The sequence below is a fragment of the Micromonospora sp. WMMD998 genome (genome assembly GCF_029581235.1).
Classification (GTDB): domain Bacteria; phylum Actinomycetota; class Actinomycetes; order Mycobacteriales; family Micromonosporaceae; genus Micromonospora.
On the sequence record NZ_CP120740.1, the window covers coordinates 3199841 to 3214953 of the forward strand.

The following is a 15113-nucleotide window of genomic DNA, read 5'->3' on the forward strand; positions in this document are numbered from 1 at the left end:
CAAGGAGTACGCCATGAGCAAGCCCACGCCCATCTCCGGCTTCCCCGAGTGGACGCCGGCACAGCGGATGATCGAGCAGTTCGTGCTGGACCGGATCCGCGCCACGTTCGAGCTGTACGGCTTCGCGCCGCTGGAGACCCGTTCGGTCGAGCCGCTCGACCAGTTGCTGCGCAAGGGGGAGACCTCGAAGGAGGTCTACCTGCTGCGCCGGTTGCAGGCCGACGCCGACGGTCCGGCCGGTGACGACGCGCTCGGCCTGCACTTCGACCTGACCGTGCCGTTCGCCCGCTACGTGCTGGAGAACGCCGGCAAGCTCCAGTTCCCGTTCCGGCGCTACCAGATCCAAAAGGTGTGGCGGGGGGAGCGCCCGCAGGAGGGCCGTTACCGCGAGTTCCTCCAAGCCGACATCGACATCGTCGACCGGGACACCCTGCCGGCGCACTTCGAGGCGGAGATGCCGCTGGTGATCGGCGACGCGCTGCGCTCGCTGCCCATCCCGCCGGTGCGCATCCAGGTCAACAACCGCAAGATCTGCGAGGGTTTCTACCGGGGCGTCGGGCTGACCGACCCGATGGCGGCGCTGCGCGCCGTCGACCGGTTGGACCGGATCGGTCCGGCGGGTGTGGCCGAGTTGCTCGCGGAGACCGCCGGGGCGAGCGAGGCGCAGGCCAAGGCGGTGCTGGCGCTGGCCGAGATCTCCGCGCCGGACGCCTCCTTCGCCGACGCGGTGCGCGCCCTCGGGGTGGACGACCCGCTGCTCGACGAGGGCGTCGCGGAGCTGACCGCGGTGATGGAGACCGCTGCCGCGCACTCGCCGGGGCTCTGCGTCGCCGACCTGCGCATCGCCCGGGGCCTGGACTACTACACCGGCACCGTCTACGAGACGCAGATGGTCGGCTACGAGCGGTTCGGCTCGGTCTGCTCCGGCGGCCGGTACGACAACCTGGCCAGCTCCGGCAACGTCCGCTTCCCGGGCGTGGGCATCTCGATCGGGGTGACCCGGCTGCTCGGGCTGCTCTTCGGCGCCGAGGCGCTGTCGGTGTCCCGGTCGGTGCCGACCTGCGTGCTTGTCGCGGTCACCGCCGAGGAGGACCGGGCGGCGAGCGACGCGGTCGCGGCGGCGCTGCGCTCGCGGGGGGTGCCGACCGAGGTGTCGCCGTCCGCGGCGAAGTTCGGCAAGCAGATCCGGTACGCCGAGCGGCGCGGCATCCCGTACGTCTGGTTCCCCGGCGCGGACGGCGACGAGGTGAAGGACATCCGCTCCGGCGAGCAGGTGCCCGCCGCGGCGGGGGAGTGGACCCCGCCCCGTGCGGACCTGAAGCCGCTGGTGGCCGCCACTGGCGCCTGACGCCGATTGGACCTACGGTGGCGTAAGTTACGCCACCGTAGGGAGAACTCGTGTCCGTGCTCAGCCAGACCGCTCTGCTCACCGAACTCGAACCGGTCGTGGAGAAGAACCTCGACCGGCACCTGTCGCTGGCGAAGGAGTGGTTCCCGCACGAGTACGTGCCGTGGAGCGCCGGGCGCACGTTCGACGGCCCGCTCGGCGGCGAGGCGTGGTCGCCGGCGGACTCGACGATCCCCGACGCGGCCCGCACCGCGCTGATCGTCAACCTGCTCACCGAGGACAACCTGCCCTCCTACCACCACGAGATCGCCACGCTGTTCGGCCGGGACGGGGCGTGGGGCACCTGGGTGCACCGGTGGACCGCCGAGGAGGGGCGGCACGGCACCGCGATCCGGGACTACCTCACCGTGACCCGGGCGGTGGACCCGGTGGCGCTGGAGCGGGCCCGGATGGTGCACATGTCCGCCGGCTACCGCAACGTGCACGACGACGAGGTGCTGCACTCGCTGGCGTACGTGTCGTTCCAGGAACTGGCCACCCGCATCTCGCACCGCAACACCGGCCGGGCCACCGGCGACCCGGCCTGCGAGGCGCTGCTGGCCCGGGTGGCGGCAGACGAGAACCTGCACATGGTCTTCTACCGCAACCTGCTCGCCGCGTCGTTCGAGCTGGCGCCGAGCCAGGCCATGCGGGCGGTCGCCGACGTGCTCGCCGACTTCCAGATGCCCGGGGTGGGCATCGACGGTTTCGCCCGCAAGTCGGTGGCGATCGCCCTGGCCGGCATCTATGACCTGCGTCAGCACCGGGACGAGGTGGTGGTGCCGGTGCTGCGCCAGTGGAACCTGTTCGAGGTGACCGGCCTCAACGGCGACGGCGAGGCCGCCCGCGAGCAGATCGCCGCCCAGCTCGACACCCTGGAGACCCAGGCGTCCCGGTTCGAGGAGCGTCGCGCCGCCCGCGCCGCGCGCCTGACCCCCACCCCCTGACCCCCCACCCCCTCCACACCGCCTCGCCCCGCTGATTCACGGAAAGAGTGGCTATACGAGCGCAAGTAGCCACTACTTCCGTGTAAGTGCGCGTGTCCGGGTGCTGACCGCGGCGCCGAGGTCCGGGTGGCGCTGCGTTGCGTTGAGGGGCACGACGTGGTCCAGTCGCGCGACGGGTCCCGGCCGGCCGCCGGGCCTGACCGGCTCTGACACCTGGTGACGATGTTGTTGCTCAGGCGTTACATCGGGTGGCGGTGCGAATCCGGGCAAACTTGCGTCTTGCTTACGATCTTAAATATGTGAATACTTTGGTCAGCCCGGACGGTTTCCCCAGGTCGGCCGGGTTGTCCTCGGGCGTGCCTCTATCACAGCGCCCGTTCACCCCCGTTCGGAGGTTGTTACATGCGACCCACGAGGTCCACGCTCTGTCGCGCCGCCGCCGTCGCCGTGGCCGGTACCCTGGTCACCGGCTCCCTCCTCGGCGCGCCCGCCCAGGCGGCCCCCGCCCCCGCCTCGCCCGACGCCGCCGCCACCCTCGCCGCCAAGCTCGGCGACCGCGCCGCCGGCACGTACGCCGACGCCAGCGGCAAGATGGTCGTCACGGTGACCGACGCCGCAGCCGCCCGCCAGGTGCACGCCGCCGGCGCCACCCCGAAGCTCGTCACCCGCGGCGCCAACCAGCTCAAGGCCGCCACCGGCGAGCTGGAGCGCTCCGCCAAGATCCCGGGCACCGCCTGGTGGACCGACGCGGCGACCAACCAGGTCGTCGTCTCGGTGGACAGCACCGTCACCGGCGCCAAGCTGGCGCGGGTCAAGGCCGCCGCCGCCCGCACCGGTGGCGCGGTCCGGATCGAGGCCGAGGCCGGCACCCTGACCACCCGGATCTCCGGCGGCCAGGCCATCTACACCGGCGGCTACCGCTGCTCGCTCGGCTTCAACGTGCGCAGCGGCTCGACCTACTACTTCCTCACCGCCGGGCACTGCACCAACCTGGGCTCGACCTGGTACTCGAACTCCAGCCAGACGTCCGTGCTCGGCACCCGGGCCGGCACCAGCTTCCCGGGCAACGACTACGGCATCGTCCGGCACAGCAACTCGGCCAACGCGGCCGGCAACGTCTACCTCTACAACGGCAGCTACCAGGACATCACCTCGGCCGGTAACGCCTACGTCGGCCAGTCGGTGCGGCGTTCCGGCAGCACCACCGGCCTGCGCAGCGGCACCGTCTCGGCCACCAACGCGACGGTCAACTACGCCGAGGGCAGCGTCTCCGGCCTGATCCGCACCAACGTCTGCGCCGAGGGCGGCGACAGCGGCGGCTCGCTGTTCAGCGGCAGCACCGCGCTCGGCCTCACCTCCGGCGGCAGCGGCAACTGCCGCACCGGTGGCACGACCTACTTCCAGCCGGTCACCGAGCCGCTCAGCGTCTACGGCGTGAGCGTCTTCTGATCCGTACCCCACGAACGGGCCGCCGGGCGACCGGCGGCCCGTTCCGCGTGTACCCGATCCGCGCTTGAGCGGCGTCGGACGGGTCAGGCCGGGGTGACCCGGGTGTCGGCCAGGATCACGACCGAATCGGGGAACTGGCACTCCACGGACAGGATGACACCGTCGGCACCGGCCACGTCGGCGGCGAGCTTCCCCGGCGCGCCCTCCCGGGCGTCCACCAACGCACGCCGGAGCCGGTCCACTCCGCTGTCGTCCGGCCGGCGGACCGCCGCGTACGCGGTGACCCGCACCGGGGCCTGCGGGTCACCCGGAGAATGCGCCCGCACGGTGAGCGTCAGGTCCAGGTAGCGACGCCGCAGATCGTAGGTCACCTCACGCTGCTTGTCGCCGGAGCTGTTCTCCGGGCAGCGGACGGCCACCGCCCGGTCCAGACCGGCCGTTCCCTTGAGCGCCCGGGGTAGGGCGACGATGTTCCCGGCGCCCGACTCCACCGGCAGGCTGTCCAGGTGCACCCCGGCGGGCCCGGACGTCGGGGACGCGGCCGTGGCGGGCCCGGTGGTCGGGTCACCGCTTGCGTCCGGGCTCGGCGCGCCGGTCACGCCGGTCGGGGTCCGGCCCGCCTCGGGATCGGTGTGTTCCCAGTTGAAGTAGTCGCGCAGCAACGCGGCGCCTGCGAACAGGACACCGATGATCGTGGCGACGGTGGTCACCCACAGCACCCATCTCGGCCCGTCACCGCCCCGACGGCGGCCGGACCCGACGGGCGGTTCGTTGTCGACGGTCGCCACGCCTCTCCCCGGTTGTCTGTGGCCGACGCGATTGCGCCCGTGTTTCTATCATCGCCGCCGTCCACAAGCGACTCTGTTCGCCGGTGTTGTCCGCTTGGCGACAGCGCAATCGCGCTGATCCTGCGATAACCGCAGTTCGTTGAACCGTCGACTGTCAGGAGAGGCAGCCATGAGCGAGTCCCGCGGGCCGAACGACCCCCGGCCGAACTTCCCGGAGGCGAACCCGCCCTCCGCCGGCAGCGGAGCCCAGTCCGGCCCCGGCATGCCCGGCCCGTCCGGTGTTCCCGGCGGTGGCGCCGGTGGGCCCGCCAGCGCACCCCGCTCGGGCGGCCGTGGCCTCGTCGTGCTCGCGCTGGGCGTCGCCGGACTCGCGCTGCTGCTCGCCCTCGGCTCGGCGATCTTCGCCTGGCGGGCCATCGACCAGGCGCAGGACGCGAAGGACATCGCGCTGCGACCGGGGACGGCGGCGAGCCCGTCGGCGAACGGCGAGCCGGGCGGTAGTGCCCCACCTCCCACCAGCAGCGCACCCACCGAGACGGAGGGCACCACCCCCGACGACACACCCCGCTCTCCCGGCGAGGCGCCCGCGCTCGACGAGCGGACGGTCTACCGGCCCAGCTACCAGAAGGAGCCGCTGGTCCTCCAGGCGGCGTGCAGCTACTCGATGTACGTGGACCTGGACGAGCCGCGGACCAGGAACGACTCCACCGGTGCGGACATCCGGTTCACCCGGGGCTGCGGCAACGAACCCTCGACGCTCCGGTTGGAGAACGGGGTGGACGGCACCGACGCGGCCAGCGCCGGCACGACCCCCCAGGAATGCGCCAAAAAGATCCGCACCGCGTTGATCGGCGAGGCCCAGCGGATCCCGGTGCGCAAGGGCACGGCGATCTGCATCACCACCGACTACGCCTACGCCCGGGCGCACGGGGATCCGTGGCGGATGGCGCTGATCGAGGTGGTGGGCGTGAGCAACGACGGCTCGACCACACTCCAGGTGACCGGTTGGGAGATCCCGGACGCCTGAGCCGGATCGGCCGGGTGGCGCGGGGGCGGCTCCGCGGAGCTGACAGAATGCGGGGGCAGCCCGACGATGAGGAGACACCAGCCGTGATCCGTACCCACAATGCCGGAAGCCTGCGCGCCGCGGACGCCGGCTCGACGGTGACGCTCGCCGGGTGGGTGGCCCGCCGGCGCGACCACGGCGGTGTCGTCTTCGTCGACCTGCGCGACGCCTCCGGCGTCGTGCAGGTGGTGCTGCGCGAGGAGGACGCGCACGCGCTGCGCAACGAGTTCTGCGTGAAGGTCACCGGCGAGGTGACCCGCCGGCCCGAGGGCAACGAGAACCCCGAGCTGCCGACCGGCGAGGTCGAGGTGACCGCCGCCGCGCTGGAGGTGCTCTCCGAGGCCGCGCCGCTGCCGCTGCCGGTGGACGACCAGGTCGAGGCCGGCGACGACATCCGGTTGAAGTACCGCTATCTCGACCTGCGCCGTGGCGGCCCGGCGAAGGCGATGCGGCTGCGCTCCCGGGCCAGCCAGCTCGCCCGCGCCGTGCTGCACGAGCGGGACTTCCTGGAGATCGAGACCCCGACGCTCACCCGTTCCACCCCGGAGGGCGCCCGCGACTTCCTGGTCCCGGTGCGCCTCCAGCCGGGCAGTTGGTACGCGCTGCCGCAGTCCCCGCAGCTGTTCAAGCAGCTCCTCATGGTCGGCGGGATGGAACGCTACTACCAGATCGCCCGCTGCTACCGGGACGAGGACTTCCGCGCCGACCGGCAGCCGGAGTTCACCCAGCTCGACATCGAGATGTCGTTCGTCACCGAGGACGACGTGATCGACCTCGGCGAGGCGATCGTGGCGAAGCTCTGGTCCGAGCTGGCCGACCACGAGATCACCCGGCCGATCCCGCGGATCACCTGGCACGACGCGATGGCCCGGTACGGCTCCGACAAGCCGGACCTGCGCTACGGCGTCGAGCTGACCGAGCTGACCGACTATCTGCGCGGCACCGGGTTCCGGGTGTTCGCCGGCGCGATCGACGCGGGCGGCTACGTCGGCGCGGTGGTCATGCCGGGCGGCGCCTCGCAGACCCGCAAGGAGCTGGACGGCTGGCAGGACTGGGCGAAGGCGCGTGGCGCGCGGGGCCTGGCGTACGTGGTGCTCGACGCGGAGACCGGCGAGGCACGCGGCCCGGTGGCGAAGAACCTCTCCGAGGCGCACCTCGCGGGCCTGGCCGACGCGGTCGGCGCGAAGCCCGGCGACGCGGTGTTCTTCGCCGCGAGCACGAACGCCCGGGAGGCGCAGGAGCTGCTCGGCGCGGCCCGGATCGAGATCGCCAAGCGGGCCGGGCTGGTCGACGAGAGCGCGTGGGCCTTCTGCTGGGTGGTCGACGCGCCGATGTTCGAGCGGACGGACGACGGCGGGTGGACCGCCGTGCACCACCCGTTCACCTCGCCCAACGCCGAGTGGGTGGACCGGTTCGAGTCCGCGCCGGACCGGGCGCTCGCCTACGCGTACGACATCGTCTGCAACGGCAACGAGATCGGCGGTGGCTCGATCCGTATCCACCGCGGCGACGTGCAGCAGCGGGTGTTCGACCTGCTCGGCATCACCGCCGACGAGGCGCAGGACAAGTTCGGCTTCCTGCTGGAGGCGTTCAAGTACGGCGCGCCGCCGCACGGCGGCATCGCGTTCGGCTGGGACCGGGTGTGCATGCTGCTGGCCGGCGCGGACTCGATCCGCGAGGTGATCGCGTTCCCGAAGACCCGAGGCGGCTTCGACCCGCTGACCGGCGCGCCCACCCCGATCACCGGGCAGCAGCGCGCCGAGGCCGGCATCGACGCCAAGCCGAAGGCCCCGGCCGCCCCGCACGCCGGCACCGCCGGCCCGGCCGCCCCGGTGGCCGACCCGACCTGATGCACCTGCTCGTGGTGGGTGCCAGCGGGTTCCTGGGTGGAGAGGTGTGCCGCCAGGCGGTCGCCGCCGGGCACCGGGTGGTCGGCACCCACCACCGGGCCGCCGTCGCGGCGCCGGGCGTCGCGTCGCGCCGGCTCGACGTCACCGACCGCGCCGCCGTGCGCGCGCTGGTGACCGGGGTACGTCCCGACGCGGTCGTCAGCACCCCGTACCGCTTCGACGACTGGGCCGTCACCGCCGACGGGGCGGCCCACGTCGCGTCCGCCGCCGCCGAGGTGGGCGCGCGGCTGGTGCACCTGTCCAGCGACGCGCTGCACGCCGGCCGCCCGGCCCCGTACGCCGACGACGAGACGCCCACGCCGGTGTATCCGTACGGGGCGGCGAAGGCGGCGGCCGAGACGGCGGTGCGGGCGGTGGACCCGGGCGCGCTGCTGGTGCGGACCTCGCTGATCCTGGGGGAGGGGAGCAAGCAGATCCAGCGGTGCCGGGACGCGCTCGCCGGCCGGGCCACCCTGTTCAGCGACGAGATCCGGTGCCCGGTCGACGTCTCCGACCTGGCCGCGGCGGTGTTGGAGCTGCTGCCGACCGACCTGGCCGGCCCGCTCAACGTGGCCGGCCCGGACCAGGTCAGCCGCGCCGACATCGGGCGGCTGCTGGCCCGCCGGCTCGGCGTCGACCCGGCCGGGCTGCGGACCACCACCACGGCCGCCGCCGGCCTGCACCGCCCGGTCGAGGTACGCCTCGACTCGGCCCGTGCCGCCGGCCTGCTCCGCACCCGCCTGCGCGGCGTCACCGAGCTGTTCGCCTGACCGACCTCGATTGCACAATTTCTTTGCATGAGTCTTGTGCACAGAAATTGTGCACAGTTATTGTGCATTCATGGGACGTGCGGAGAAGCCCGAGCCGCGGCAGGTACGGCTCGATCACCAACAGGTCCGGGTCCTCGCCCACCCGCTGCGGACCCGGCTGCTGGGCGCCCTGCGGGTCCGCGGCCCGGCGACGGCCACCGGCCTCGCCGAGCTGCTCGGCACCAACACCGGCGCGACCAGCTATCACCTGCGCCAGCTCGCCGACGTCGGGCTGGTCGAGGAGGCCCCGGACCTCGGCAGCGGACGGCAGCGGTTCTGGCGCTCCGCGCACGACGTGACCAACTGGGAGAGCACCGACTTCGACGACGACCCCGACGCCCGCGCCGCGATCGAGTGGCTCCAGGGCGAGCAGGTGCGGCAGTTCGCCGAGATCGCCCAGCGGTGGTTCGCCGTCCGCGACGAGTGGTCGCCGGCCTGGCGGGACGCCCTCGGCATGGGCGACATCTTCATGACCATTCCGGTGGAGCGGCTGGAAGCGCTCAAGGCCGAGCTGTGGCGGATCCTCGACCGCTACCGCGCCGAGGCCGACCCCGCCGAGCCCGGCGCCGAGCAGGTGCAGATCTTCCTGGCCTCCCTCCCGCTCCCCGCCGACCTGCGGCCCCTCACCCCACCCCGCACCGAGGAGAAGCCGTGAGCGCCCTGTCCGTACGCCAGATCCGGTCCCGCTACCTCACCCTCTACGGCCTGCGCTGGCTGCCCAGCGGCCTGCTCATGACCGTGATGATCCTGCTGATGCAGGAGCGCGGGCTCACGCTGTCCCAGATCGGCCTGGTCGCCACCGCGCAGGGCCTGGTCGTGCTGGCGCTGGAGCTGCCCACCGGCGGCTTCGCCGACGCGCTCGGTCGCAAACCGGTGCTGCTGGTCGCCTGGGTGGTCGCCCTCGCCTCCCTGACGTTGATGGCGGTGGCCGACTCGTTCTGGATGTTCTTCCTGGTCTGGGCGTTGCAGGGGGTCTACCGGGCGCTCGACAGCGGCCCGCTGGAGTCCTGGTACGTCGACGCCACGCTTGCTGCCGACCCGGACGCCGAGTACGAGCGCGGCCTCGGCTGGGCCGGCACCGTCATCGGCGTCGCCATCGGTGCCGGCGCGCTGCTCGGCGGCGGTCTGGTCACGCTCGGCCCGATCGGGCCGGTCAGCGCGCTGACCCTGCCGGTGCTCGTCGCCGTCGTGCTCCAGGCGGTCTCGATCGTGGCGCTGCTGGCGCTCATGGCCGAGCAGCGCCCGGCCTCGGGCCCGGCCGCGTTGCGCACCTCGGTGGTGGAGGCGCCCCGGATGGTCGGCCACGCCGTCGGCCTGCTGCGCCGCAACCGGGTCCTGCTGGCCCTGGTCGCGGTCGAGCTGTTCTGGGGCTTCGGCATGGTCACGTTCGAGTCGCTGCTGCCGGTCCGGCTGTCCGAGGTGGTCGGTGACGCCGACCGGGCGGCGGCGCTGCTCGGCCCCGCCGGCTCGGCAGCCTGGCTGGCCAACGCGGCCGGCGCCGCGCTCACCCCGTTCCTGCTGCGCCGCCTCGGCGCCGCCCCGGCCGCCGCGCTGATGCGCGTGCTCCAGGGCGTGACAGTGGTCGGCATGGGCCTGCTGGCCGGCCCGGTCGGCGTGCTCATCGCCTACCTGGCCTGCTACACCGTGCACGGCGCGTCGAACCCGCTGCACATGGGGCTGCTGCACCGCCAGGTCGACGGCCCGTACCGGACCAGCGTCCTGTCGCTGAACTCGATGATGGCCCAGCCGGCCGGTGCGCTCGGCGCGGTGGTGCTGACCGCGCTGGCGGACGCCACGAGCATCAGCGTCGCCATGCTGGTCGGGGCCGTGATGCTCGCCGTGGCCGCGCCGCTCTACCTGCCGGCCTGGCGCGCCAGCCGGGCCGCCGCGCGCTCCAGGGCTGCCGAGCCCGGGGCCGCCGAGTCCGAGATTGCGGAGTCCGGGGCCGCTGAGTCCGAGGTTGCGCCCCCCGGGGTAGGTCCGGTCCTCGCCACCGGTCCCGACGGGAGTCCCGCCGGCCCGCGTCCGGTGGCTGTTCCGGTGAGGGCACCATCCGCCGGCGCGGAAGCTGACGCCGGAGCCGGAGCCGGAGCCGGAGCCGGAGCCGGAGCCGGGGCCGGGGCCGGGGCCGGGGCCGGGGCCGGGGCCGGGGCCGGGGCCGGGGCCGGGGCCGGGGCCGGGGCCGGGGCCGGGGCCGGGGCCGGGGCCGGGGCCGGGGCCGGGGCCGGGACGGGGACTGGTGCTGGTGCTGGTGCTGGGGCCGGGACGGGGGCCGGAGCTGGGGCAAGGGTCGCAGGCCGGTCCAGTTGACGGATGTCGCCCGGCGCGCCGAGCGGCGAGGTCACCGGAGGCTACAAACTTGATGACACGAACGACTCACGCCGGGCCCCGGGAGAGCGGACAGCGCCCGATCCATCTGTGCCATCAAGTTTGTAGCAACACGTACGTCCACCCGGCGGCCTCCGTCGCGTCGCCCCACCCCGTTCGCCGGCCCGCTGCCACGTCGCCAACCGGTTCCCGCCGCACGCCGCCGAGCCGCCGTGCGTTGAGCCGCCGCAGGCCGCCGAGCCGCCGTGCGCCGAGCCGTCGTCCGTTGAGCCGCGGTCCGTGGAGCCGCCGATCGTGGAGCGGTGGGCGAGCGGGCGTGCGGGCACGCCGGGCCTCAGCCCAGGTAGACCGTGGTGCGTGGCGCGGTGCCGGTGAAGCCGAGGCGGCGGTAGAGCCGGGTCGCGCCGACGTTGACGGTGTAGACGCCAAGCGCCACGTGGTCGTACCGGGCGAACAGGGCGTGTGTCATCCCGGTCGTCAGCGCCGCGCCCAGCCCCCGGCCGCGATGCCCGGGCGCCACGGTCAGCCCGGCCAGGAAACCGATGTCACCCCGGCTGCGGTCGGCGCCGCAGGCGATGAGGCGCTCGCCGTCCCGGATGCCGTACCAGTCGACGATGCCCGGATCGCCCGGCCGGGAGGTGGTGCCGGGGTATGCCTCCTCGACGAGCGCGGCCAGCGCGGGGTGGTCGGCCCCGGTGAGCCGGACCACCCGCTCCTGTCCCGGCTGCCGCGCGGGCGGCCCGGCGGTCCAGAGGAAGTCCCACTCGCCGGTCCGGGCCACCGGCAGACGCGCGGCCACCTCGGCGGCCGTGACGCGGGGCAGGTTCACCGACTGGCCGGGGCGCAGCGTCCCGTCCGCCGACAGGGCGGCGAAGACGTCCAGGGCCGGGCCGGGCGCGCCGACCGCGCCACCGGCCGACAATCCGCCCGGCGGGAGCAGCCAACCGACCGTGTCCCCGTGCCGCCATCCCCGCGCGACCTGGTCGCGCCGGAGCGCATGCCGGACGTACGGGTGGTCGTTGGCCGCGGCGAGCAGCGCGTCCCGTCCGGTCAGCACCTGGTCGGCGGCGATCATGCCGCCAGCCTACGAGAGGAGAGGTCATGACCCCCATCCGCTCCGTCCGGGCGGTCCACCTGCGCGGCCCACGCTGTGTGCTGCGCGAGTGGATCGACGCGGACGCGCCGGCCCTGTACGGGTTGCTGACCGAGCCGGCCGTGGCCGACGGGCTGCTGGACGACGAGGCGCCCACCCTCGGGGCGGTCCGTGCCGCGCTGCGAGCGTGGCGGGAGACGGCCGGCGGCGACCCGCGCCCGGAATACCGCCTCGCGGCGGTCGACGGCGACCGGTTGGTCGGCCTCGGTGTGCTGACGGTGACGTCGGTCGAGCACCGGCGCGGCGAGATCGGCTACGCGGTGCGTACCGCGCTCTCGGGCACCGGCCTGGGCACGGAGGCCGCGCGACTGCTGCTGGATCTCGCGTTCGGGCAGGTGGGGCTGCACCGGGTGGAGGCGACCATGCGGCCCGACCACGTCGCGTCCCGACGGGTGCTGGAGAAGGCCGGCCTGCGTCCGGAGGGGGTGAGTCGCGACCACCTCCTCGTGCGGGGCCGCTGGCGGGACTCGGCGCGGTACGCGATCCTCGCCACCGACCGATTCCACCCTGGAGATTGACGAACAGACCGATCGGGTACATCCGTCGCCGACCTACTGGGAACCCCCACCGGAGGAACGACATGCTCGCCATTCTCGCGGCCATCGTGTTCGGCTTCGCGCTGCTTCTCGACTTCATGAACACCGACCTCGGCGCCCCGGATCTGTTCAGCACCTCGACCCTCATGCTGATCGGCTTCCTGCTGCTCTCGCTCTACCTGGCCGGGGTCGGCTCCGGCCCGCGCGGCGGTGGCGGCGGTCGCTGGTACCGGGGTCGCCGTCCGGGTCGCGGCTGACCGGAAACGACCACCCGGGCCGGGTCGGCGGCGCGATTCCGGCGTCGTCGGCTCGGCCCGGTACTGTTCTCGGGATGGAATCCGACGCCCTCTTCACCCTCGGCGAGCCCGCCGGAGCGCCCGACGCTCCCGCGGCTCTCGGCGGTGGCGACGGGTTCACTGCCACCCGGGCGGATTCTCCGCTGCCGGTGCGGATGCGGCCGGCCGGCATCGACGAGCTGGTCGGGCAGGACCATCTGCTCGCTCCCGGCGCGCCGTTGCGGCAGCTTGTCGAGGGCGCGGCGCCGATGTCGGTCATCCTCTGGGGCCCGCCCGGCAGCGGCAAGACCACCATCGCCCACCTCGTCGCCCGCGCCACCGACAGGCGTTTCGTGGCGATGTCCGCGCTGACCGCCGGGGTCAAGGACGTCCGCGCGGTCATCGAGGCCGCCCGACGACAGCGTCGCTCCGGTGGTCCGCCGACCGTGCTCTTCATCGACGAGGTGCACCGGTTCAGCAAGACCCAGCAGGACTCGCTGCTCGCCGCCGTCGAGGACCGCACGGTCACCCTGCTCGCGGCGACCACCGAGAACCCCTACTTCTCGGTCATCTCGCCGCTGCTGTCCCGGTGTGTCCTGCTCACGCTCCAGGCGCTCGACGACGACGCGGTCCGCGGGCTGCTGCGCCGTGCGGTGATCGACGAGCGTGGGCTCGGCGGCGCGTTGGCGCTGACCGAGGAGGCGGAAGACCACCTGGTCCGGCTCGCCGGCGGAGACGTCCGCAAGGCGCTCACCGCGCTGGAGGCGGCGGCGGCCACCGCGACCGCCACCGGCGCCGGCCGGATCGACCTCGGCGTGGCCGAGCAGGCGGTCGACGTGGCGGCGGTCCGCTACGACCGGGACGGCGACGCCCACTACGACGTGACAAGCGCCTTCATCAAGAGCATGCGCGGCTCGGACGTGGACGCGGCGCTGCACTGGCTGGCCCGGATGCTGGTGGCCGGCGAGGACGCCCGGTTCATCGCCCGCCGCATGGTGATCTTCGCCAGCGAGGACGTGGGGATGGCCGATCCCGCCGCGCTGACCGTGGCCACCGCCGCCGCGCACGCGGTCGAATACGTGGGCCTGCCCGAGGCGCAGCTCAACCTCGCCCAGGCGGTCATCCACCTGGCCACCGCCCCGAAGTCGAACTCGGCCACCACCGCCATCGGCGCCGCCGTCGCCGACGTCCGCGCCGGTCGCGGCGGTCCGGTGCCGCGCGGGCTGCGCGACGCCCACTACGCCGGCGCGCGTGGTCTCGGGCACGGTGCGGGCTACCGCTATCCGCACGACGACCACCGGGGGGTGGTCACCCAGCAGTACGCTCCGGACGATCTCGTCGGGACCGACTACTACCGGCCGAGTGGGCACGGCGCGGAGCGGACGGTGGCCACCCGGCTGCCGGTGCTGCGCCGGATCGTCCGCGGGTTGCCCACACCTGTCACGCGGGGGGACGCCGGTGCGCCGGCAGCCGCGACCGGGGCACGGGCGCACGGCACCGAGTCGACCGGCGGGGCGAACGAGGGCGGCGGCGACGCCGCCGAGGGGGGTCAGTAGTGATGGCGCGTAGTCCGGATCGGCCGGCGGACGGCCCCGACGAGCGGCGTGACCCGCGGGCCAAGGGACGGCGGTGGGGGCGCGGTCGGGCCGAGGCCGAGCCGGAGCAGACGGTGCCGGGCGAGGAGTTCGGCTGGATCGACGACCTGCGTACGGCCAAGCAGCAGCGTGGCGAGCTGGGTCCCGACGGGGACGCGCCGGCTGGCGCGCCGCCTCGGCCCGGTGCCCCCGCGCCCGATCCGGGCCGTCCGCCCCGGCCGGACGCGGCACCTCCGGGGCCCGCCGGGCCCGGCCCCGGTGCACCACCGGCAACCGGCGGGCCGACCCCGCAGTCTCCGGCTCCTGGCCGGTCGGGCCCGCAGGCTCCGGCTCCTGGCCGGTCGGGCCCGCAAACTCCGGCTCCCGGCCGGCCAGGTCCGTACCCTCCGGCGTCGGTTCGGCCGGATCCGCAGGCTCCGGCGGAGACTCGGCCAGGGCCGCAGCCGCCGGCGGGAGTCCGCCCGGGTCCGTCACCGGCAGCCGGCCCGGCCGGTCCCGCGTCGCAGGCTCCCGGCCGTACCCACCCGGGCGGACCTGAGCACACCGGCCGGCCCGAGGCGACGATGCCGCCGGTGAGCGGTGGGCGCGGCGCGGCACCGGCCCCGGGCGTCGGCCGTCCCGGCGGAGACCTTCCTCGGGGCGCCGGCCGTCCCGGCCCGCAGCCGCCTCCGGGCGTCGACCGGGCCGACCCCCGTGCCCCGGTCGCCCGGCGCGGCCCCGACGGGCCCCCGCCCGTCCACCCCTCCGGCTCCGACCCGACCGGCCCGCGTCGTCCGGTGGACGGCCCCTGGCCCGGAGTGCCCGAGGCGCCCCGGCCGGACGGTCGGCCGTCCCGTCGCGGCGCGGACGGCCCCACCGGCCCGCAACCGCCGGTCCCCGGCCGGCCCGCCG

The 15113-nt window shown here is 74.3% G+C and carries 12 protein-coding genes and 1 pseudogene; 11 read left to right on the top strand and 2 right to left on the bottom strand.

All coding sequences use genetic code 11. The features are described 5' to 3' along the window. Nucleotides 1-13: 13 nt before the first annotated feature. The 3 genes from hisS (at nt 14) to O7619_RS14940 (ending at nt 3783) form a co-directional block, all read left to right on the top strand. Nucleotides 14-1348 carry a histidine--tRNA ligase gene (gene hisS / locus O7619_RS14930; RefSeq protein WP_282288488.1) on the top strand — a complete coding sequence of 445 codons (1335 nt, stop codon included), beginning with the start codon at nt 14-16 and terminating at the stop codon, nt 1346-1348. A gap of 50 nt (nt 1349-1398) precedes the next feature. Then, a complete protein-coding gene (locus O7619_RS14935) occupies nt 1399-2334 on the top strand; it encodes an acyl-ACP desaturase (RefSeq protein ID WP_282288490.1) in 936 nt (311 codons plus the stop codon). Nucleotides 2335-2736: 402 nt separating this feature from the next. Beyond that, nucleotides 2737-3783 (top strand): S1 family peptidase, encoded by a 1047-nt coding sequence (locus O7619_RS14940; protein WP_282288492.1) that lies wholly within the window; start codon nt 2737-2739, stop codon nt 3781-3783. An 83-nt stretch (nt 3784-3866) separates the two neighbouring features. On the opposite strand, the gene O7619_RS14945 is transcribed toward O7619_RS14940, so the two are convergent. Further along, entirely contained in the window at nt 3867-4493 is a 627-nt protein-coding gene (locus O7619_RS14945) for a hypothetical protein (protein WP_282288494.1), read from the bottom strand. Between the two features lie 247 nt (nt 4494-4740). Here O7619_RS14945 and O7619_RS14950 point away from each other — a divergent pair, with 247 nt between their 5' ends. The 5 genes and pseudogenes from O7619_RS14950 to O7619_RS14970 form a co-directional block, all read left to right on the top strand. Beyond that, entirely contained in the window at nt 4741-5598 is an 858-nt protein-coding gene (locus O7619_RS14950; RefSeq protein WP_282288496.1) for a hypothetical protein, read from the top strand. 83 nt (nt 5599-5681) lie between these two features. Next, entirely contained in the window at nt 5682-7487 is a 1806-nt protein-coding gene (aspS, locus tag O7619_RS14955; RefSeq protein WP_282288497.1) for an aspartate--tRNA ligase, read from the top strand. Further along, nucleotides 7487-8296 (top strand): sugar nucleotide-binding protein, encoded by an 810-nt coding sequence (locus O7619_RS14960; RefSeq protein WP_282288498.1) that lies wholly within the window; start codon nt 7487-7489, stop codon nt 8294-8296. The genes aspS and O7619_RS14960 overlap by 1 nt, the downstream gene beginning before the upstream one ends. Nucleotides 8297-8366: 70 nt before the next feature. Continuing rightward, complete coding sequence (locus O7619_RS14965) at nt 8367-8990, top strand: helix-turn-helix domain-containing protein (protein WP_282288500.1); 624 nt, start codon at nt 8367-8369, stop codon at nt 8988-8990. Further along, a pseudogene (locus O7619_RS14970) lies at nt 8987-10210 on the top strand (MFS transporter); the annotation flags it as partial. The gene O7619_RS14965 and the pseudogene O7619_RS14970, both read left to right, overlap by 4 nt. A gap of 787 nt (nt 10211-10997) precedes the next feature. Here O7619_RS14970 and O7619_RS14975 read toward each other — a convergent pair. Beyond that, on the bottom strand, nt 10998-11738 hold the full coding sequence (locus tag O7619_RS14975) for a GNAT family N-acetyltransferase (protein WP_282288502.1): 741 nt from the start codon (nt 11736-11738) through the stop codon (nt 10998-11000). Between the two features lie 26 nt (nt 11739-11764). On the opposite strand from O7619_RS14975, the gene O7619_RS14980 reads away from it, so the two are divergent. The 3 genes from O7619_RS14980 to O7619_RS14990 all read left to right on the top strand — a co-directional run bounded on the left by O7619_RS14980 (nt 11765) and on the right by O7619_RS14990 (nt 14183). Next, nucleotides 11765-12334, top strand: a complete 570-nt coding sequence (locus tag O7619_RS14980; protein ID WP_282288504.1) for a GNAT family protein — start codon at nt 11765-11767, stop codon at nt 12332-12334. 62 nt (nt 12335-12396) lie between these two features. Then, the gene (locus O7619_RS14985) at nt 12397-12609 is read left to right on the top strand and encodes a hypothetical protein (protein ID WP_018785054.1); all 213 of its coding nucleotides are present in this window, start codon (nt 12397-12399) and stop codon (nt 12607-12609) included. Nucleotides 12610-12683: 74 nt separating this feature from the next. After that, a complete protein-coding gene (locus O7619_RS14990) occupies nt 12684-14183 on the top strand; it encodes a replication-associated recombination protein A (RefSeq protein WP_282288506.1) in 1500 nt (499 codons plus the stop codon). Nucleotides 14184-15113 lie beyond the last annotated feature (930 nt).